General features: G+C 40.9%; 16 protein-coding genes, 6 tRNA genes and 1 riboswitch. Of the genes, 13 read left to right on the top strand and 9 right to left on the bottom strand.

From position 1 onward, the window contains the following. Positions 1-5 precede the first annotated feature (5 nt). Complete coding sequence (gene rsgA, locus GM920_RS13005; protein WP_182957929.1) at positions 6-926, bottom strand: ribosome small subunit-dependent GTPase A; 921 nt, start codon at positions 924-926, stop codon at positions 6-8. 431 nt (positions 927-1357) lie between these two features. Between rsgA and thrA the strand changes: the two genes are divergently transcribed. The 3 genes from thrA to thrC are packed head-to-tail and all read left to right on the top strand — an operon-like array spanning position 1358 to position 6062. Beyond that, positions 1358-3805, top strand: coding sequence for a bifunctional aspartate kinase/homoserine dehydrogenase I (gene thrA, locus GM920_RS13000; protein ID WP_182957927.1), 2448 nt, complete (start codon positions 1358-1360; stop codon positions 3803-3805). Beyond that, on the top strand, positions 3802-4737 hold the full coding sequence (locus tag GM920_RS12995; RefSeq protein WP_182957924.1) for a homoserine kinase: 936 nt from the start codon (positions 3802-3804) through the stop codon (positions 4735-4737). Before thrA ends, GM920_RS12995 begins: the two co-directional genes overlap by 4 nt. Positions 4738-4742: 5 nt before the next feature. Then, positions 4743-6062, top strand: coding sequence for a threonine synthase (thrC, locus tag GM920_RS12990; protein ID WP_182957921.1), 1320 nt, complete (start codon positions 4743-4745; stop codon positions 6060-6062). Here thrC and GM920_RS12985 read toward each other — a convergent pair. The 6 genes from GM920_RS12985 to murQ form a co-directional block, all read right to left on the bottom strand. Then, complete coding sequence (locus tag GM920_RS12985; RefSeq protein ID WP_182957919.1) at positions 6040-6471, bottom strand: META domain-containing protein; 432 nt, start codon at positions 6469-6471, stop codon at positions 6040-6042. The genes thrC and GM920_RS12985 overlap by 23 nt on opposite strands. 74 nt (positions 6472-6545) lie before the next feature. Beyond that, positions 6546-7502 (bottom strand): methylenetetrahydrofolate reductase, encoded by a 957-nt coding sequence (locus GM920_RS12980; RefSeq protein WP_182957917.1) that lies wholly within the window; start codon positions 7500-7502, stop codon positions 6546-6548. Positions 7503-7538: 36 nt separating this feature from the next. Next, positions 7539-11198, bottom strand: a complete 3660-nt coding sequence (gene metH / locus GM920_RS12975) for a methionine synthase (protein ID WP_182957914.1) — start codon at positions 11196-11198, stop codon at positions 7539-7541. A gap of 119 nt (positions 11199-11317) precedes the next feature. Beyond that, positions 11318-11428: riboswitch (SAM riboswitch) on the bottom strand. 272 nt (positions 11429-11700) lie between these two features. Further along, entirely contained in the window at positions 11701-12453 is a 753-nt protein-coding gene (locus tag GM920_RS12970; RefSeq protein ID WP_182957911.1) for a Bax inhibitor-1/YccA family protein, read from the bottom strand. A 55-nt stretch (positions 12454-12508) separates the two neighbouring features. Beyond that, complete coding sequence (locus tag GM920_RS12965; RefSeq protein WP_182957908.1) at positions 12509-13078, bottom strand: hypothetical protein; 570 nt, start codon at positions 13076-13078, stop codon at positions 12509-12511. An 11-nt stretch (positions 13079-13089) separates the two neighbouring features. Beyond that, positions 13090-13896 carry an N-acetylmuramic acid 6-phosphate etherase gene (gene murQ, locus GM920_RS12960; RefSeq protein WP_182957905.1) on the bottom strand — a complete coding sequence of 269 codons (807 nt, stop codon included), beginning with the start codon at positions 13894-13896 and terminating at the stop codon, positions 13090-13092. A 184-nt stretch (positions 13897-14080) separates the two neighbouring features. Between murQ and GM920_RS12955 the strand changes: the two genes are divergently transcribed. Next, positions 14081-15655, top strand: a complete 1575-nt coding sequence (locus GM920_RS12955) for a S41 family peptidase (RefSeq protein WP_182957902.1) — start codon at positions 14081-14083, stop codon at positions 15653-15655. Between the two features lie 8 nt (positions 15656-15663). On the opposite strand, the gene der is transcribed toward GM920_RS12955, so the two are convergent. Both der and era read right to left on the bottom strand, forming a co-directional pair. Then, on the bottom strand, positions 15664-16965 hold the full coding sequence (der, locus tag GM920_RS12950; protein WP_182957899.1) for a ribosome biogenesis GTPase Der: 1302 nt from the start codon (positions 16963-16965) through the stop codon (positions 15664-15666). A gap of 47 nt (positions 16966-17012) precedes the next feature. Further along, positions 17013-17891, bottom strand: a complete 879-nt coding sequence (gene era, locus GM920_RS12945) for a GTPase Era (RefSeq protein ID WP_182957896.1) — start codon at positions 17889-17891, stop codon at positions 17013-17015. Positions 17892-18002: 111 nt separating this feature from the next. On the opposite strand from era, the gene GM920_RS12940 reads away from it, so the two are divergent. From GM920_RS12940 to GM920_RS12900, 9 genes are all read left to right on the top strand, one after another. Further along, positions 18003-18078 (top strand) — tRNA-Met (locus tag GM920_RS12940). Between the two features lie 40 nt (positions 18079-18118). Further along, positions 18119-18190 (top strand) — tRNA-Glu (locus GM920_RS12935). A gap of 70 nt (positions 18191-18260) precedes the next feature. Then, positions 18261-18336 (top strand) — tRNA-Met (locus GM920_RS12930). Positions 18337-18375: 39 nt separating this feature from the next. Continuing rightward, positions 18376-18447: transfer RNA gene (locus GM920_RS12925), tRNA-Glu, on the top strand. Between the two features lie 69 nt (positions 18448-18516). Continuing rightward, a tRNA-Met gene (locus GM920_RS12920) sits at positions 18517-18592 on the top strand. A 40-nt stretch (positions 18593-18632) separates the two neighbouring features. Continuing rightward, positions 18633-18704: transfer RNA gene (locus tag GM920_RS12915), tRNA-Glu, on the top strand. A gap of 96 nt (positions 18705-18800) precedes the next feature. After that, a complete protein-coding gene (locus tag GM920_RS12910; protein WP_182957894.1) occupies positions 18801-18965 on the top strand; it encodes a hypothetical protein in 165 nt (54 codons plus the stop codon). A 138-nt stretch (positions 18966-19103) separates the two neighbouring features. Continuing rightward, positions 19104-19577, top strand: coding sequence for a hypothetical protein (locus GM920_RS12905; protein WP_182957891.1), 474 nt, complete (start codon positions 19104-19106; stop codon positions 19575-19577). A 483-nt stretch (positions 19578-20060) separates the two neighbouring features. Next, positions 20061-21335: a YeiH family protein gene (locus GM920_RS12900; protein ID WP_202986106.1), complete on the top strand. Its 1275-nt coding sequence runs from the start codon at positions 20061-20063 to the stop codon at positions 21333-21335. Positions 21336-21403: the final 68 nt, after the last annotated feature.

Below are 21403 nucleotides of genomic sequence, written 5' to 3'. Positions count from 1 at the left end.
CGGTATTAGGCGCGGGTTTCATTGCCATGGTAAATGCTCAGGTAACTTTCATACCTGCTGATTTCAATTTCTCCATCTTCTACGGCTTTGATGACCGCACAACCAGGTTCATTGACATGTCTGCAGTTGTTGAATTTACATTTGTTCATCAAGGCCCGCATTTCTCGGAAATAATGACCCAGTTCTTCCGGTCTGATGTCGAAAATGCCCAATTCCCGGATGCCGGGAGTATCAATCAGGTATCCGCCAAAAGGTAGGGTATGCATTTCTGCAAAGGTTGTGGTATGTTGCCCCTTATCACTCGCTTCAGAGATTTCTCCGGTTTTGATGTGTCTGTCCGGAAGTAAAGCATTGATCAGACTTGATTTTCCTACTCCGGAATGCCCGGAAAATAGGGTGGTCTTGTCTTTCAACAGGCTTTCTATTTGTGGAATATTTGTTCCTTCTAATGCAGATACCGTATAACATGGGTAGCCGATATGCTCATAAATATGCTTGTATTCCTCTAGAACTGCCAATCCATCTTCATTAAACAAATCCAATTTATTGAAAATCAGGACTGCTGGAATGCGATAGGCTTCTGCAGTAGCTAGAAAACGATCAATAAAACCTAAGGAGGTTCTTGGGGAAACTAAAGTGACCACCAAAAATGCCTGATCCATATTGGCTGCAATGATTTGCGCCTGCTTGGATAGGTTGATGGATTTACGGATGATGTAATTGTTCCGTTCATGTAATTTATGAATCACCCCATTTTCTGAATTTGGCTCCAGCTCAAAGTCTACCTGATCGCCTACGGCAATAGGGTTGGTGGTTTGAATGCCCTTGATTCGGAACTTACCTTTAATTCGGCAGTCGTATCTGTTGCCGTCTTCCGCCTGTACCTGATACCAGCTTCCTGTTGATTTTATGACTAATCCTTGCATATGATGGTGTAAAGGTAAGAAAATGTTTGGCGGGAATCAGGGTTTGCAAGCGCTTAGCTTCCGCTTTCTGAAAAACCGGGGGAAATTCTAAGCTTGAAGATGGTTTTTTGATTTTTGCTATTGAAAATGAGTAGTTTACCGATGTCTTTGCTAAAAACTAGCCTGTACTGGCTTTAAGCGCAATTTTTTTAAAATTCAAGCAAATATTTCTGTAATCATTTGTTAATTAGAAAAATATAACTTTACTTTACGCCATACGACACTAAGTGTAAAAAGTACAATGTTTAATAATTCAACCATTATTTCCATTATTATTACCACCGGGATATCTCGGAGGGAGGATAGCTAATGGGTATAAAATACTAAAAATAAAAACCACAGAAAGCGCCTTCCTCTAACCGGGGAAGGCGCTTTTTTTTTAACCTAAAACTATGAACATTTTAAAATTTGGAGGTACATCTGTTGGTTCCCTGGAAAGCATCACTGCTTTATTGGGCATCTTAAAGGAGCAGCAAGGCGCTGAAAATCCTATAGTCGTCTTATCTGCCATGAGCGGGGTAACGAATGCCTTGGTCGAGATGGCAGAAAACGCAGGAAAAGGAAAGATTTATAGCGAGGAGATGGCCGCAATTGAAAAGAAACATTTTGAGGTGATCCGTGCGTTACTGCCGGCCATTGCTCAGAACCCGGTGCTTACCAAGCTTAAAATCTATTTTAATGAACTGGAAGATATACTGCAGTCGGTCTATAACCTAAGAGAACTTAGCCTTCAAACCAAAGACCTGATTTTAAGTTATGGAGAGCGTTGTTCTACAGTTATGGTGAGCCATATTGCAAAACAAACTTTTCCGAATGCACTATATGTTGATGGATCGGAATTGATCAAAACGGACCATAACTTCGGACAGGCGAAAGTAAATACCTACCTCACAGAAAGCTTAATCAAAGATTTTCAGGAATCTAATCCAGATAAATTATTATTTGTTACCGGTTTTATTGCCAGTAATGACGAAGGCAGAATTACGACTTTAGGAAGGGGAGGAAGTGATTATACCGCTGCCATTTGGGGTTCGGCCCTTAATGCACAAGAAATCCAAGTCTGGACAGATGTGGATGGGATGCTGACTGCTGATCCAAGAATGGTTAAAAAAGCATTTTCTCTTTCAGAATTGAGCTATACTGAAGCAATGGAGCTTTCTTATTTTGGTGCCAAGGTGATTTATCCGCCAACGATGATCCCAGCTTTTCTAAAACGAATTCCAATTGTCATCAAAAATACTTTTAATGTGGATTTCCCAGGAACCTATATTAAACATGGTGCAGGAAGTTCAAAATTACCGATCAAAGGGATTTCTTCTATTGATGAAATCAGCGTCCTGAACCTGTCCGGTAGTGGAATGGTAGGAAAAGCAGGTTTTAGCGGAAGGTTGTTCTCTATGCTTTCTCGTGAACAGATCAATGTGATTCTCATTACACAATCTTCTTCTGAGCATAGCATCACTTTCGCGGTAAAACCAAGCGATGCTTTGAAAGCATTGGCATTGATCAATAAGGAATTCGAATTGGAATTACAGGCACGTAAATTGGAATATCCGGAAGTGGAAAATGGGCTTGCTGCATTGGCCATTGTTGGAGAAAACATGAAGCGTACCCCTGGAATGTCAGGAAAGTTGTTCCATGCTTTAGGTAGAAACGGGGTCAATGTAAGGGCAATCGCGCAGGGTTCTTCGGAGTATAACATCTCTGTGATCATCTCTAAACCGGATTTGTCGAAAGCCGTAAATGCAGTTCACGATGCATTCTATGCCAACCTGAAAAGAACACTTCATGTTTTTTGTCTGGGAACAGGGAATATCGGAAAGACTTTATTTGCACAGCTGGAAGCACAAACGACTTTCCTGGCTACCAATAATGACCTTCAGGTGAAGGTAATGGGCGTGTGTAATACCCGTAAAATGCACCTGAATGAAGATGGTATTGCCTTGAACAACTGGGAAGAAAGCTTGGAAAATGATGGTGAACCTGCAGATTTGCCGCTTTTTATCAAAAAGATGAAAGCATTGAACTTACCGAATTGTGTGTTTGTAGACAATACGGCAAGCTATAATCCGATTCAGTTTTATAAGGATGTGTTGCAATCGAGCATTTCTGTGGTGACTTGTAATAAGATTGGTAATTCTGCGGATTATGAACAATATGCCGCCTTTAAACAAGCGGCAAGAACTTATGGGGTAGATTTTCATTACGAAACGAATGTGGGTGCAGGTCTGCCAATCATCCGTACTTTGAAGGATTTGATGATGAGTGGAGATCGGATTCACCGCATTGAAGCCATTTTATCAGGAACCATCTCTTATATTTTTAACAATTATAAAGGCGATAAATTGTTCCATGAAGTGGTTAAAGAAGCGCAGGACAAAGGCTATACCGAGCCAGATCCTAGAGATGACCTGAACGGAAAAGATTTTATGCGTAAAATGTTAATCCTGGCGCGTGATGCCGGTTATCCATTAGAAGAAGACGATATCAAAATCGAAAGTATGCTTCCTCCTGCTTGTCTGGCTGCAGCTACGGTAGCCGATTTTTACCAGGAACTGGAAAACAATACCGAATATTTTGAAAAGTTAAAGAAACGGGCTGCTGACGATAATAAAGTGTTGCGTTATATCGGGAAATTGGAAGCAGGAAAAGTAGAAATTACCCTGCAGATGGTAGATGATGGCCATCCTTTTTATATGCTTTCTGGAAGTGACAATATTATTTCATTTACCACAGACCGTTATAAAGACCGTCCATTGGTAGTTAAAGGTCCTGGTGCTGGTGCCGAGGTGACTGCCGCAGGTGTTTTCGCTGATATTATAAACGTTGGTAAACGATGAGAGAATCTATAAAAGTTTTTGCCCCGGCTACAGTAGCCAATGTGGTGTGTGGATATGATGTGCTGGGTTTTGCAGTGAATGAACCTGGCGATGAAGTGATCATGAAATTAACAGGTGGTTCCGGAATCACCATTACCAAAATTACCGGAGATGATGGGCGATTACCCCTGGATCCGAAGAAAAATACGGTAAGTGCGAGTGTACAACATTATTTAAACCATATCGGGAAACCTGATACGGGAATAGAAATTGAGCTGCATAAAAAAATGCCAATCGGCAGTGGATTAGGTTCCAGCTCTGCCAGTACAGTAGCAGGTCTGTTCGCGGTGAATAGCTTATTTGATAATTTATTGACCAATAAAGAATTGGTTCCTTTTGCGATGAAAGGGGAGGAACTCGCCTGTGGATATGGCCATGCGGATAATGTGGCACCAGCTTTATTGGGTGGTTTTGTGCTGATCAGAAGCTATGAGCCTTTAGATATTATCAGTTTGCCTCATCCGGAGGATTTATATGCGGCAATCGTTTATCCAGAGGTGGATGTGCCTACAAAAGATGCCAGACAGATGATCCGTTCTAAGGTCTTGTTGAAAGATGCAGTGACGCAATGGGGAAATGTTGCCGGTCTGGTAAGCGGTCTGTTTTTGAAGGATCATGATCTGATTGGACGCAGCATGACGGATATTTTGGTGGAACCTACCCGATCTATTTTGATTCCTGATTTCTACAAAATGAGGTCGTTGGCGATGAAAACCGGTGCGATTGGATTTGGAATTTCTGGTTCCGGACCCTCAGTATTTGCCTTAACAAAAGATGAAAATACGGCAAAATCCATCACTCAAAAGCTCCAGCAACATTTAAAAGGAATCGGCATCAACAGCCTTTCTTTTGTCTCCTCAGTAAATAAAAAAGGCCCTGTTATCTTAGATTAAGAACGATGAAATTATACAGTACAAACAACCACGATTTAAACGTTGACTTTCCAACAGCTGTTTTTAACAGTATGCCTTTGGATAAAGGCTTATATATGCCAGTAAATGTTCCTTTGCTGGACGAGGAGTTTATTCAGAATATTCATAAGTATGGTTTGCCAGAGATTGCTTTCAAGGTAGCTGCTACTTTATTAGATGGGGCGATTCCATTGGATGATCTGAAAAAGATCGTTGAGGATACCCTTAGTTTTGATGCGCCGGTAGTCGAATTAGCCGAAAACACTTATGTTTTGGAGTTGTTTCATGGCCCATCATTGGCATTTAAAGACTTTGGTGCACGTTTCATGAGTAGGGTGATGGCTTATTTCTTAAAAGATGGAGAGCAAATGCTCGATGTTTTGGTAGCTACTTCCGGGGATACCGGAGGGGCGGTGGCTCTGGGCTTTCTTGGCGTACCCAATACCAGGGTTACAATTCTTTATCCGCAAGGGAAGGTCAGTGAAATCCAGGAACTACAGCTTTGTACCAATGGCCATAATATCCATGCGATAGCTGTTGATGGAACCTTTGACGATTGTCAGCAGCTGGTAAAACAGGCTTTCGCCGATGTGAGTTTAAATGAAAAATTGAGGTTAACTTCTGCAAATTCTATCAACATCGCCAGACTAATTCCACAGACTTTTTACTATTTTAATGCCTATGCAAGATTACGTAGAGCAGGTAAAACAGCAGTTGTTTTCTCGGTTCCTAGTGGTAATTTTGGGAATATTGCTGCGGGATTATTGGCTTATAAAATGGGCTTGCCAGTTAAACGGTTTATCGCAGCGACCAATGTAAATGATACTGTTCCCCGTTACTTGGCGACTGGTATCTATGAAACCAGGCCTTCCGTACAGACTTATGCAAATGCGATGGATGTAGGTGCGCCAAGCAATTGGGTACGGATTATGGATCTTTTTAATCAAGATCGCGAAGCGTTAAAAAAGCTTTTGAAAAGCTATACTTATACGGATGCGCAAACACTGGCAGGCATTCAGTCCATTTATGATCAGTTCGGGTATATCGCCTGCCCACATACCGCAATTGCTGCCCTGGCTTTACAGGATTATAAAAAAGAAAACCCACAGGAAAATGCTGCGGGTGTATTTTTATCGACTGCTCAGGCCTGTAAGTTTCCAGATGTCTTTCCCGCAGAATTAGCGGCTAAAATTAAGATTCCAGCTGTTGTACAAGAACTAGACCTTAAATCTAAAAAAATGGAGAAAATGGATACGGCCTATAGTTCCTTTAGGAATTACCTGGCTAAATTTTACGAAAACGCATAATCGCAATGTCACCCATCATAAAATTCAGGGTGCTATCGCTGACAACATAACTGCTGGTTTTTCTCAGCATTTCCATAAAAGTGGCCTCTCCTTCACCAGGACAGGCCATTTTTGTCATGGCCATCGGATGGGTGAAATTGATCGTGCTGTCATCCGCCACTAAAGCGCCGGAAAAAGAATTACAGCTAGTATAACCACTAACTTTCTTATTGGTTATGTCAAAAGTAAGGGTTGGTTTTTTTGCCGGATACAATCCGTTAAATGCGATTCTAGGGCCAGATATGTAGTTCAACTCCCAGCTTCCTCCCAACTCAGACAATCCACCATTTCCTATTGATCCAGGTTTTAGGGTGGTGCATGCAGCGAAAGTACTGGTCACAACGATTGCCAGCAGGATGATTCTTTTCATAGCCTTAAGATATTAATGATAGCCGAAAGGTACAAAGAGTATTCCAAAAAACACCCATCGGCTATCAGGAAGGCCTAAAACACAGCGTTTGCGATCTTCTTTGTAGGCTCAGGATTTCCCATAGTATAGAAGTGTAGCACTGGTGCACCCATTTCTTTTAGTTCTTTACATTGGTTGATCATCCATTCAATTCCTACCTCTTTCACATCCTTTTCAGACTTGCAAGATTGTATCGCTTCGCTCAGTTCAATAGGAATATCCAGGTGGAAAATCTTTGGTAAACTGATCAGTTGTTTGCTACTGGTAATTGGCTTTAATCCTGGGATAATAGGGACATTAATCCCATTTTCGCGGCATTTCTCTACCAGAGCTTTATATTTTTTATTGTCGAAAAACATCTGGGTAACGATGAAATCTGCACCCAAATCTACCTTATGTTTTAAGTATTTAAAATCGGTATCCAGGTTTGGCGACTCATAATGTTTCTCCGGATATCCGGCTACTCCAATACAGAAATCAGTCTTCTCAGAGTTCTCCATATCATCATGCAGGTAGCGACCATTGTTCATGTCTACCACATGTTGTAACAATTCTGAGGCATAAGCATGACCATCTGGTGTAGGGATAAATGCATTGTCGCTTTTTCTGGCATCACCACGTAACACCAGGACATTATCAATGCCCAGGAATTGAAGATCGATCAAAGCATTTTCCGTTTCATCTTTGGTAAAACCTCCACAGATCAAATGAGGAACCGCATCTACTTTATATTTATTCATGATCGCGGCACAAGTAGCCACTGTACTTGGGCGTTTCCGATACGCCACTTTTTCTAGCAGGCCATTCGCATGTTGTTTGTAGATGTAATCTTCTCTCAGATAAGTCACATCAATAAAAGGAGGGTTGAATTCCATCAAAGGATCTATGGCGTCAAAAATGCCTTTAATACTTTGTCCTTTTATAGGTGGCAAGAGCTCAAATGAGAAAAGGGTTTTTCCTTTTGCGTTACTGATGTGGTCTACGATCTTCATTAAAATATTGCTTGTTAGGTGTCGTTATCTTATTATTTAGTAAGCCAGGTTAGGGCTCAACCATCTTTCCACTTCTTCCAGTGGCATGTCTTTTCTTGTGGCATATTCTTCCACCTGATCCTTAGTGATTTTTCCCAGTCCAAAGTACCTTGACTGTGGGTGGGCGAAATAAAAACCACTTACGGCAGCTGTAGGATACATGGCATAACTTTCTGTTAGGCGGAGACCGATTCTATTTTCGGCATCCAGCAATTCAAACAGTGTTCCTTTTTCACTGTGTTCCGGACAGGCAGGATAACCTGGTGCCGGACGAATTCCTGCGTATTCTTCTTTAATCAGGTCTTCATTGCTCAGTTTTTCATCCTTGGCATAACCCCAATAATCTTTACGTACCAGCTCATGCATTCTTTCTGCAAAAGCTTCTGCAAGCCTATCTGCCAATGCTTTTGCCATGATGCTGTTGTAATCGTCATGGTTGGCTTCAAATTCTGCAACCAGTTCATCGCAACCAATACCTGTGGTCACGGCAAAGCCTCCGAAGTAATCTGCTACGCCTGATTCTTTTGGAGCAACAAAGTCGGAAAGTGCATAGTAAGGTTCTCCAGCCACTTTTTCCGCCTGTTGGCGAAGGGTATGGATGGTAACTTCTTTGCCTTCAACATCTAGAATGATGTCATCGCCAACCGTATTTGCCGGCCAGAATCCGATCACGCCTTTAGCGGTTAGTAATTTCTCATCTACAATGCGTTTCAATAATTCCTGAGCATCATCAAACAGTTTTTTCGCTTCATCTCCTACGGTCTTATCGTTGAAAATTTTAGGATAACTACCTCGTAACTCCCAGGTATGGAAGAAAGGCGTCCAGTCGATATATGGCACAAGTTCTTCCAGTGGGTAATCTTCAAATACTTTAGTTCCGGTAAATGCAGGGGCAGGCGCTACCTGATCCAGATCGATCTGAAACTGATCTTTTCTGGCTTCTTCAAGTGTTTTAAAGCGCTTATCAGAGCGTTTATTTAAATGTGCTTCTCTGGCTTTATCATATTCCTGTTTAATTCCATCAATATAAGCACCCCTGGTGTCTGGGTTCATCAAAGTACTGCAAACAGTTACACTTCTGGAAGCATCCAATACGTGAATTGCAGGGCCTGAATAATTTGGCGCTACTTTTACCGCCGCATGGATTCTTGACGTAGTTGCGCCACCAATAATCAATGGAATCGTAAATCCTTCACGCTCCATTTCTTTGGCAAAATGTACCATCTCATCCAGAGAAGGGGTAATTAAACCACTTAATCCGATGATGTCGGCATTGATTTCTTTGGCCTTCTGAATGATGGTTTGTGCAGGTACCATCACGCCAAGATCTACAATCTCGAAGTTATTACAGGCCAATACTACGCCTACAATGTTCTTACCGATATCATGCACATCACCTTTTACAGTAGCCATTAGGATTTTTCCTGCCGAAGAGCTGGCTTTTCCATCAGGATTGTCCAGTTTTTCCTGCTCAATGAAAGGAAGGAGGTAAGCTACTGCCTTTTTCATTACCCTTGCAGATTTTACCACTTGTGGCAGGAACATTTTTCCGGCGCCAAAAAGGTCTCCAACGATATTCATCCCATCCATTAATGGACCTTCGATCACGTGGATTGGTTTTGGATATTTTTGTCTGGCTTCCTCTACATCGGCATCCAGGTATTCTATAATTCCTTTAACCAGGGAATGAGAAAGTCGTTCTTCTACACTGGTTTTTCTCCACTCTTCGTCTCTTACAATCTCTTTACCTTTAGATTTGATGGTCTCAGCAAATTCTACCAGTCGTTCTGTAGCATCCTCTCTACGGTTCAGCAACACGTCTTCCACGCGTTCCAGTAATGCTGGTGGAATCTCCTGGTATACTTCCAACATTCCTGCGTTTACAATCCCCATATCTAAACCAGCTTTAATGGCATGGTAGAGGAAGGCAGAGTGCATCGCTTCCCTAACGGTATTGTTTCCGCGGAAAGAGAAGGAAATGTTAGATACCCCACCACTTACTTTGGCATGAGGTAGGTTTTCTTTGATCCAACGTGTCGCATTGATGAAATCTACGGCATAGTTGTTATGTTCTTCCAGACCGGTAGCTACGGTCAGGATATTCGGGTCAAATATAATGTCTTGTGGAGCGAAGCCTACTTCATCCACTAATATGTCGTAAGAGCGCTTACAAATTTCTTTTCTACGCTCAAAGTTATCCGCTTGTCCTTGTTCATCAAATGCCATCACCACCACAGCTGCGCCATAGTTCATGATCTTTTTGGCACTTTCTATAAACTTCTCTGGGCCTTCTTTTAAGGAAATGGAGTTTACAATTCCCTTTCCTTGTAAGCATTTTAGTCCGGCTTCAATAACCGACCATTTTGAAGAGTCAACCATGATTGGAAGCTTGGAAATATCCGGCTCCGAGGCAATTAGATTCAGGAATTTAACCATGGCCGCTTCACCGTCCAACATCCCTTCATCCATGTTTACATCGATGATTTGTGCACCACCTTCTACTTGCTGACGTGCAACAGTTAAAGCAGCTTCATAATCTCCGCCTAAAATCAGCTTAGAGAATTTTGGTGATCCCGTGATATTGGTACGTTCTCCGATATTAACGAAAATGCTTTCAGGAGTAACGGTTACTGCTTCTAATCCACTTAATCTTAAATATGGAGGTACGGTAGGGATTTTTCTTGGGGCAATTTTTTTAGCTTTAGCAGCAATACATGCAATGTGTTCCGGAGTGGTTCCGCAACAACCACCTACGATATTTACGAAACCATGTTGGATGAAATCTTCCACCAAATGGGCGGTTTCATGTGGCATTTCGTCGTAAGCACCAAACTCATTAGGTAATCCCGCATTTGGATAGGCAGAAACATAACAAGTCGCTTTTGCAGAAAGCTCTTCAATGTGTGGTCTCATATCTTTTGCACCCAAAGCACAGTTAAAACCGATGCTGATTGGGTCGGCATGGATCACAGAGTTCAGGAATGCCTCTACCGTTTGTCCGGATAAGGTTCTTCCTGAAGCATCGGTAATGGTTCCAGAGATCATGATCTCTATCTTTTTACCGATTTCTTTCTCGTATTTTTTAATGGAGAATATGGCAGCTTTAGCATTCAGCGTATCAAAAATAGTCTCAATTAATAAGACATCAGAACCGCCATCTACCAATCCACGTACCTGCTGGTCATAAGCGGATACCAGTTCATCAAAGGTTAGCGCCCTGTAACCAGGGTCGTTCACATCTGGTGAAAGGGAAAGGGTTCTGTTGGTTGGCCCTACTGCACCTGCTACGAAAGATCTTCTATCTGGATTTGCGGCCATGAATTCGTCTACCGCTTCTCTTGCAACTTTTGCACCAGCAAAACTCATTTCATAATCCAGCTCTTCCATCTGGTAATCTGCCAGGGAAATACGTTGGGTACTAAATGTATTGGTCTCAATAATATCTGCACCGGCCTTTAGGTATTCGGTATGTATCGCTTTGATAATATCAGGACGGGTAAGGTTCAGCAAATCATTATTGCCTTTCACATCACAAGGGTGATCTTTGAATCTTTCACCTCTAAAATCTTCTTCTGTCAGGACGTAACGCTGGATCATGGTGCCCATGGCTCCATCAATAATTAATATGCGTTTCTCTAACTCTGCTCTAATGTCCATTTTTTTTATTTCTCCGGGTATCGCGTAAACAAACGATGGCCGGCTAGGATGTATCCTGTCGGTTAAGTTTTATACGCAGTCAAAAAGCTTATTGAAAAGTCCGGTATCGGGTCGACTTTAACTTATCTTTCGGGTACCAATGGTCCGGTTTCCAGTAGAATGTAGCACCTTGTAAGCACAGGTTGCTAAGACATCGCAGGGTCTAATCCCTCCGTCTTTCTCTATAAGCCCTGCAAAAGTGCAACAAAGAAAAATCATTTCCAAAAAAACAGCACTTAAAGCATATAATATTGCAATAGCTGGTGTTAATTTGGAGTGCTTCGGAATAATGTTCTGAAAATCTGTGGTTTTGTGCTCGGAAACGGTGCCGTATTGAAGGTTTGCCTTATGGATATTCAGGCAGTTTTCGGAAGTAGCAGGCAGCAAGAAGGGCTGTCAAATTTTTGACAGCCCTTACATTTATGTTTTTCCGGAAATTCAGTCCCGAATTGTCTTTTACAGTTTATTTTCTGCTTCCGAAGATTCTCAGTAAGAAGATAAAGATATTGATAAAGTCCAGGTATAGTGACAAAGCACCCATAATAGCTAATTTCTTACCATCAGCTTGTACGATCGGGTCACCACTTTCTTCTAAACCTGCACCAATACGTTTCAGTTTTTGAACGTCATAAGCAGTTAATGCTGTAAAGATGGCTACACCGAAGAAGCTCATTACATAACTGAATGTTGGGCTACCTAAGAATAGGTTGATCAGGCTTGCGATAAATAAGCCAGCTACACCTACCATTAAGATAGGACCAAATTTGGTTAGATCCACATCTGTGGTGTATCCTAAAAAGGCCATAATTCCAAAGATACCTGCTGCGGCACCAAAACAGGCTGCAATAGATCCTGCGGTATATATTAATAAGATAAAGCTTAGACTAATCCCTAATAAAATAGAGAATAGTGCAAATACACCGATTAAGGCACCGTAAGAAAGACGGCTAAATCCCGCTCCCATCAGCAATACCAATCCCAGTGGGGCGAACATGGCTATATATCCTAAAACTGTTCTTTGTCCGGTTTCAAAGTTGATCAATTGGCTTAATGCCGCTGGAGAATTTGAGATGAATAAGGCTGCCAAAGTTGATAAACTCAAGGCAACGAACATCCATAAGAATACATTTGCGAAGAATTTCTTAGCAACGACTCCTCTTTCCTGCTCCACAAATACTGATTTGTGTGCCCATTCGTAATTATTGTTGTTATCCATTTTTCTTTTAAATTTTATAGTTAAAGATACTAATTAGTTTACATTCACACAAAACCTATGCCCCAAGCCTTTTTGTCAGCGTTTCCTCTACTTTCTTGAAAATTTGAAGTGGTTTTAAGGTTCTCCATGCCAAATCGTCAAGTTGACCGCCAAAGTTGATGTAGTAATCGAGGTTAGCACTTCTAAACTCTTCGATCACATGTTCCTGGAAATTGATGCCGGTAATCCAGCCATCTTCCACATCTTGGAACCACTCTTCATAATAGCTGTCTTCGGATGCATGGAAGTTTAAAATGTTTTCTCCGATGAGGATAAACTTATTGATGCCTTCGTCAATCATAAGTTCCAAAATCTCACGTTTCAGGAGCATGATGTCGTTGTCTATGGCATCATTCCACTCTCCGATGAACTCAATAATCGCATAATTTCTATCGTAATCCGCATACAAGACTTTTATGTATAGCGTGTTGGAACCAAAATCATCCCATTGTGGGTGGATTAGAAAATTGTACAGCTGTTTGTCAAAATAGAATTCTGAATATTCAGTGTCATAAAATGGAGAACGTTCATCTTCCGCCGCGATGTAATCATCACGCCAAAGGTAGAAAGGTTCGATTTCGTGCATATAATTTCCTGTTATTTGCTGCCAGCTTCTACTGCTTTACGCACGCTACCGTAACGTAAAAGCAAGTCTTCCGCCTTCGCGTAGTCAATATTTAGTTCTTCCATCACCATTTGTGTGCCACGATCTACCAGTTTATGGTTGGTCAGTTGCATATCCACCATTTTATTTCCCCTTACGCGGCCGAGCTTAATCATGACAGTGGTGCTGAGCATATTTAAAACCAGTTTTTGTGCGGTTCCAGACTTCATGCGGGTCGAGCCGGTCAGGAATTCCGGACCTACGACTACCTCTACGGGAAAATCGCTTTCAGCAGCAATAGGGCCACCTTCATTACAGACGATACAACCAGTTAGGATGCCATGTTGACGTGCGGTATTTAATCCGCCAACCACATAAGGTGTGGTACCGGATGCAGCTAATCCGATTAAACAGTCTTTTTCATTAATTTGATATGCTTTAAGGTCGATCCAGGCTTGTGCTGAATCATCTTCTGCGTTTTCTACGGCTTTTCTGATTGCAGTATCGCCACCAGCAATAATACCGACTACCCAGTCGAAGGGCACCCCAAATGTTGGTGGGCATTCCGAGGCATCTACCACACCTAATCGGCCACTGGTACCTGCACCGATGTAAAATAAACGACCACCGTTTTTCATGCGTTCCGTAACGGAAATCGCCAGTTTCTCTATTTGTGGGATCACTTTTTCCACCGCAAGTGGAACAGTCTGGTCTTCTTTATTTATGCCCTGAAGAATTTCAAGGACAGACATTTGGTCGATGTGCTGATGTGTTGATTCCTGCTCCGTTACTCTGATCATGTTTTTTTTGTTAAAACTCGGGATTTTCTTTTTAAACGCGAAATATTCGGTTATGATATGGACGCTGCGGGTACAAACCTGCAACATTCTTGTTAATTCTTAAAAAGAGTAAACAATTGTTAATGATTAGGACTTAATTTACTAAATGATAGGGTTATTTTATAACTTTACGAAGTAATAAACCATGAAAAAGACCACCCGAAACCACCTTCTACTCGCGCTTACCTATTCCCTTACTTTAATTGGGGGGATGTTTGTTGGGTATAAGTTTTTAAAAGATCAGGGCTATCAGCTTCAAAAGCCCATGGCTTATGCGGCAGATAGTAGCAGGAAGGTCGATGAAATCATTCATATCATCAATAAAAACTATGTAGATGAGGTAAATGCGGACAGTATGCACCATTTGCCGATTGACAGCTTACTCCATCAGCTGGACCCACATAGTGTTTACCTGCCTCCGGCAAAAGCCAATGAATTTGCAGAAACATTGGGTGGTAATTTTGAAGGGATTGGGATTGAGTATTACATTTTAAATGATACTTTGTTGGTGACCAATGTGGTTAAAGATGGCCCGGCATTTCTTTCGGGAATCCGTCAGGGCGACAAGATCCTGAAAATCGATACCATGTTTGTGAGTGGGAGAGACCTGCCAAGAGAGCAAATGATCGGTAAGATCAAAGGTAGGAAAGGTACTGCAGTCAAATTAATTATATTACATCCAGGTGTTGCCCAACCTGTTTTGCTGAGCGTAAACCGTGCCCGGGTAAAAGTGAGTAGTATTGATGCCGCTTACATGCTCAATCCAGAAATCGGTTATGTCCGCATCAGCAAGTTTGGTGCAGATACGGACGCTGACTTTGTAGAGTCAGTGCGCAATCTGAAAGGAAAAGGAATGAAAAAGTTAGTGTTAGATCTTCGCGATAACGGGGGAGGTTACCTGACTGCTGCAACTGGCCTGGCCAATCAGATTCTCTCTGAAAACAAGCTAATTGTATATACACAAGGGAAGCATGAGCCGCGTACCGATTACTTTAGTACTGGTGGCGGGGAGTTTGAACAGGGGAAACTGGCGATATTAATTAATGAAAATTCGGCTTCCGCCAGTGAGATTCTTGCCGGAGCCGTACAAGATTTGGATCGTGGGATTATCATAGGACGTCGTTCCTTTGGTAAAGGACTAGTACAAGAGCAATTCCCTTTTGTGGATGGTTCTGCCCTAAATCTAACCATTGCCAGGTATTATACACCACTGGGTAGAAGTATCCAAAAGTCGTATAAGAAAGGGTACAATGCCTATCAGAATGAAATTGAAGATCGTTTCAATGATGGGGAGTTGACCTCAACGAGTGTGAAAGATAGCTTGAAAAAAGGGAAAGCCTTTTTAGGCGGTGGCATCCAGCCAGATGTCTATGTAAAAATGGATACCAGTGGTTTCAATAGCTTTTATGCGAAGCTGATTGCGAAGAAAGTGCTGTTTGATTTTGTGTATGACGTGTTGGGAAACCGCTATACCCCTGCTTTTTTAGAACAAAACCTTGCAACCTTTACCATTAATGATACAGATTACAAGGATTTGCTGAAATATATTCAAAGTAAGAATATTGTGATAGAGCCTAAATTACTACAGGCTGCAAAACCTTTAATCCTGAATGATGTCAAAGTTTTGCTTTGTAAATACAACCTGGGTGATGCCGGTTATTACAAAGCACTCAATTTAAATGATGCGATGGTCAAACAGGCATTATCCAGTTTGCAGTAATTTATAGCTTATTTCTGTCTGAAATAAATCTGAATTGGTACTCCGCTAAAATCGAAATTTTCACGTAGTTTGTTTTCAATGAAACGCTTGTACGGTTCTTTGATGTACTGAGGTAAGTTACAGAAGAAAGCAAACATTGGTGAAGTACCATTGATTTGCGTAATGTACTTGATCTTGATGTACTTTCCTTTCAATGCTGGTGGCGGATATTTTTCAATAATCGGCAACATCACATCATTTAATTTAGAGGTAGGAATTTTCTTTCCTCTGTTTTTGTGTACTTCCAAAGCAGTTTCAATGGCCTGGTGAATACGTTGTTTTGTAAGCGCTGAGGTGAAAACAATTGGTACATCAGTGAATGGTTGCAATTTAGTACGAATCTGATCTTCAAAAACCTTAGTGGTTTTGCTGTCTTTTTCTACTAAATCCCATTTGTTTACCAAGATCACGATTCCTTTTTTGTTTTTCTCCGCCAGGTGGAAAATGTTAACGTCTTGCGATTCTAACCCTTCCATGGCATCAACCATTAAGATCACAACATCTGCTTCTTCCAAAGCTTTGATGGTACGCATTACAGAATAAAACTCGATGTTCTCTTTTACTTTGGTCTTTTTACGAAGTCCTGCAGTATCGATGAACATGAATTCATGTCCGAATTGATTGTAGTGGATATGTATAGAGTCTCTTGTTGTTCCAGCAATTGGAGTTACAATATTTCTTTCTCTACCAATCAGTGCATTGATTAGTGATGATTTTCCAACGTTAGGTCTGCCAACAATAGTAAGTTTAGGTAATGTATTCTCTTCTTCTACTACATCTTCGAAGTGTTTGATGACATCATCTAATAAATCACCTGTTCCAGAACCAGTCATAGAAGAGATCGGGTAGATCTCACCTAAACCAAATCCGTAAAATACGGAAGCATCATTTTGTAATTGAGTATTGTCTACTTTATTTACAACAATGAATACAGGTTTATTGCTGCGTCTAAGTAACTGTGCAATTTCGTCATCCAGGTCGGTAATGCCGGTTACGACATCCACCATAAACAACAATACAGTTGCTTCTTCGATAGCAATTACCACTTGTTCGCGGATAGCTGCTTCAAATAAATCTTCGGAATTGGCTACATAGCCTCCGGTATCAATAACAGTAAACTGCTTATCAGTCCATTCTGCCGATCCGTAATGACGATCACGGGTTACACCGCTAAAATCATCAACAATGGCTTTACGACTCTCTGTTAAGCGGTTAAATAGGGTAGATTTGCCTACGTTTGGTCTTCCGACGATTGCGATAATGTTGCTCATGTGTATGTATGAATTGTATTAATTATTAAGGGGTTGCAAAGGTAAGCTTAATTTTCGTACCCGAAACTTTTTAAATAGTTCTTTTTACTTCGCCAGTCCGGAACAACCTTTACGAAAGTTTCTAAAAAGACTTTTTGATCCAGGAATTTCTCAATATCCTTACGGGCCTCAGTACCAACCTTTTTCAGCATGGCGCCACCTTTACCAATCAGGATGTTTTTCTGTGAATCACGTTCTACGATGATCTCTGCACTAATCCTGGTGATTTTTTCTTCTTCTTTAAAGGAAGTAATCACGACTTCTGTACTATAAGGAATCTCTTTTTGGTAGTTGTTGAAGATCTTCTCTCTGATGATCTCCGAAACAAAGAATCTTTGTGTACGGTCTGTCAAATCTTCTTTATCATAGAAAGGAGCATGTTCTGGTAATTGTTCCAATACCGTTTCCATGATGCCATCTAAGTTATATAGATGTAATGCGGAGATGGCATATATATACTTAGGATTTAATTTTTCCTGCCAGTAAGCCATTTTCGTTTCTACTTCTTCTTGTGTTGCATTGTCGATCTTATTGATCAGGACAATCATCGGGATCGTGGTGTCAATGATCTTATCTAATACATCGTTCTCATCGTGAGTTTCGTTAATGTCGGTAACGAACAAGATAAGATCGGCATCAGTAAGCGCTCCTTTTACGGAACTCATCATAGAATCTTGTAAACCATAACGCGGTTTTATGATCCCCGGAGTGTCCGAAAATACGATTTGATAATTTTCTTCATTGACAATTCCCAGAATACGGTGACGGGTAGTCTGAGCTTTCGGAGTAATGATAGAAAGCTTTTCACCCACCAGGGCATTCATTAACGTTGATTTACCCGCATTGGGCTTACCAATTATACTTACAAAACCTGCTTTATGTGACATGAAAATATTTTTTGAAATAAATTTGCACCACAAAGAAACGAATTATATCTTTGCATTCCAATTCGGAGGAAGAGTTAACCAATTAATTAACACAATCGGAATTGTATATAGTGCGGGATGGAGCAGTTGGTAGCTCGTCGGGCTCATAACCCGAAGGTCATCAGTTCGAGTCTGGTTCCCGCTACCAAAAAAAGATTCGTCAACACATTGTTGAAGGCAATCAAAATGGCCCGTTCGTCTAGGGGTGAGGACGCCAGATTTTCATTCTGGTAACAGGGGTTCGATTCCCCTACGGGCTACAATCTTCCTTACGTGTAAGGAGGAGATTAATAAACTTGACTACAGTGGTAGGAGAGTAATAACATAGAGTGCGGGATGGAGCAGTTGGTAGCTCGTCGGGCTCATAACCCGAAGGTCATCAGTTCGAGTCTGGTTCCCGCTACCAAAACAGGTTCGTCAACGCAAGTTGAAGGCAACCTTAAATGGCCCGTTCGTCTACCGGTTAGGACGCCAGATTTTCATTCTGGAAATAGGGGTTCGATTCCCCTACGGGCTACAATCTTTCTTAGTTTAAGAAAGAGATTAACAAACTTGACTACAGCGGTAGGAGAGTAATAACATAGAGTGCGGGATGGAGCAGTTGGTAGCTCGTCGGGCTCATAACCCGAAGGTCATCAGTTCGAGTCTGGTTCCCGCTACCAAAACAGGTTCGTCAACGTTAAGTTGAAGGCAACCTTAAATGGCCCGTTCGTCTACCGGTTAGGACGCCAGATTTTCATTCTGGAAATAGGGGTTCGATTCCCCTACGGGCTACAAAAGCCGCTTTACGAAAGTAGAGCGGCTTTTTGCTTTGGAACGTTTTTCGAATCCCCATAAAAGTTCGATATATTACCACTTGAATTAAAAGCTATGGAAAAAACAACCGTTTTAAACATCTCAGTATTTTTATTAATCGTTTTAGGTATTGCTATTATTTTTGTTGGTCTATCCGGTCCAAAGCTCATGTTGCCTCCAGTGATTACAGGTTTGGGCTTTTTCGTAATTAGTTGGGCGCTTTTTGCATTAAAAAAATAGAACAATACCTTCCTTTTCTTGTTTGTTTCGATAATGAATCTGCTAATTTCTTAGGTCAGTCGTTTCATTAAAAATAATAAATCATTATATTGAGTTAACATTAGGCATTAACCCTTTACTTATCGAAATCATTTTATCATGAAAAAAACAATTCTTTATCTGGCCTGTGTAGCGGTACCATTGGTGTATAGCTGTACTCAGGGGAACAATTCAGAAAAATCAGCTGCTGCCAAAGGTGATACCACGGTGAGTAGCGAATGTTATGGCGCTATTGATGCCTTAGATACTGCAGACCTTCACCTGAATACAAGTAGTTTGGGGAAAGTTACAGGAGATCTTTCGATCAATTTCCATGAGAAGGGGGATAATATTGGTAAAGTGGCTGGAAGTTTTAAAGGAGATACCTTGTTTGTGGATTTTACGTTTAAGATAGGCAATGACAATCCAACCATTTACAAGAACCCATTGGCATTTTTAAAGAAAGATGGTAAGCTGATACTAGGTGTTGGTCAAATTGAAACTTCGGTAGGTAGGTCTTATTTTGTAAAAGGAAAGCCAATCTCCTTTGATAAAGGGAGGTTTACTTTTGTTCCGAAGGATTGTAAAAAATAATAATACGTTAAAAGAAAAGCTGCGGGAACTCTTTGTTTTCGCAGCTTTGTTGTGAAATATACTTTTCTTAAGATCAGAGATTCCTCTTTCTGGGGTGCTCTTTTTCAATAAAGAGCAAGAAAACCCCCTCAATTATCTTCCTTAAATCTTTTGTAACCTGGGTGTTTTACGGCCTTTTATGCCCTGCAGTATCTAATAAAGGGGGTTAATTCTGTAAATGAAATTATTTGCAAATAAATTCTATTAAATTAGTAGACTTTATTATATTTGACCCAGTAAGCTTTAAGAATTTGATTCTCAGTTCGTCCGAACTGATGCTTTAAAAATATTAGATGTTTGGTTAGATCTAAGTTTTGTTTGGTTAAAAGCCAGGTTGGATGACCTGGCTTTTTTATTGTCCGGAAAGAATTATCCAGGTTTTTGGGGATGAATCATTGGGAAATTAATTATTAATTTACGGCACACATAAAAACAAACCTATAAATGACCAAAATTTCAACCAAAACTAACAAATTTCTAATCCATGAGGATTGGGCAGTAGTCATCCTGGGGACACTTGTTATTCTAAGTAGTCTTTTCTTTTTCTTATTGCCTATTCCGGTTTTCAAATGGGAAAACACCAGCATTTTAACTGATAAAATCTTTCAGCTGGATAACTTAAGTGCTATTTTAATACAATTTGTATTTATGAGTGGGATTGGCGCTTTAGGTGCATTTATCATGGGTAAATCTGTGAAAAACTTTTTAAAGGGCTTTCCGGTAGTGTACCTACTCACCATTATTGCCTTGTTGATTGCCGGGAGCTCTGGTATGCGTGCCTTGAATCTGGAAGCCGTAATTTTTAGCTTAATGATTGGTTTAGCCATCAGCAACTTCTTCAAACTCCCAAAATGGTTTACAACCGCTTTGTCTACCGAGCTTTTTGTCAAGATAGGATTGGTATTGCTAGGAACCACAGTCATCTTTGCAGATATTTTAAAAGCAGGCTCTTTGGGGTTGATTCAAGCTTTGGTCGTCGTGGTTTCCGTATGGTATTTCGCCTATTGGCTTTGCCGAAAGTTAAAAGTAGATGATGAGTTGACGATGATGATTTCCAGTGCAGTATCAATTTGTGGAGTATCCGCCGCGATAGCGACCTCCGGAGCTATTAAAGGAGATGCTAAAAAATTATCATATGTGATTTCTATGGTATTGATTACTGCTATTCCAATGATGATTTTTATGCCCTATATCGCACAATATTTTTCTTTCCCACAAGCAGTCACAGGTGCTTGGTTAGGAGGCAGTATTGATACTTCCGGAGCGGTAGTAGCCTCAGGAACTTTAGTAGGTGAAGAGGCTTTGAAAATCAGCACCATTGTTAAATTTTCACAAAATGTTTTGCTCGGAATTGCCGCTTTTGCCATCAGTATTTACTGGTCTTATACCAATCATAAAGATGAAAATGGAGAACGTGTGAAACCAACCATCGGTGTGATCTGGGAGCGCTTTCCTAAATTTGTACTTGGTTTCATTGGCGCTTCTTTATTATTCTCGTTTTTTTTACCCCAAGAGACCATAGTTAATGTGAAGGACAGCTTAAAAAACCTACAAGGCGCTTGGTTTGCACTGGCTTTTACCAGTATTGGATTAGAGACGAATTTTAAAGATTTGTTCGGCAATCAAAGTAAAAAACCACTGTATGCTTTCTTGCTTGCGCAATTGTTTAATGTCATCATCACCTTGGTTATCGCTTTCTATTTGTTTGGCAACAGCTAATTTTTTTAAAATAGAGATCATGGCAGGCTCCTTGCTGTTCTATCTGTACATTTGAAATTGGGTTTGTG

It is taken from the genome of Pedobacter gandavensis (assembly GCF_014172405.1).
Lineage (GTDB): Bacteria > Bacteroidota > Bacteroidia > Sphingobacteriales > Sphingobacteriaceae > Pedobacter > Pedobacter gandavensis.
This window is presented reverse-complemented; position numbering and strand designations above follow the sequence as displayed.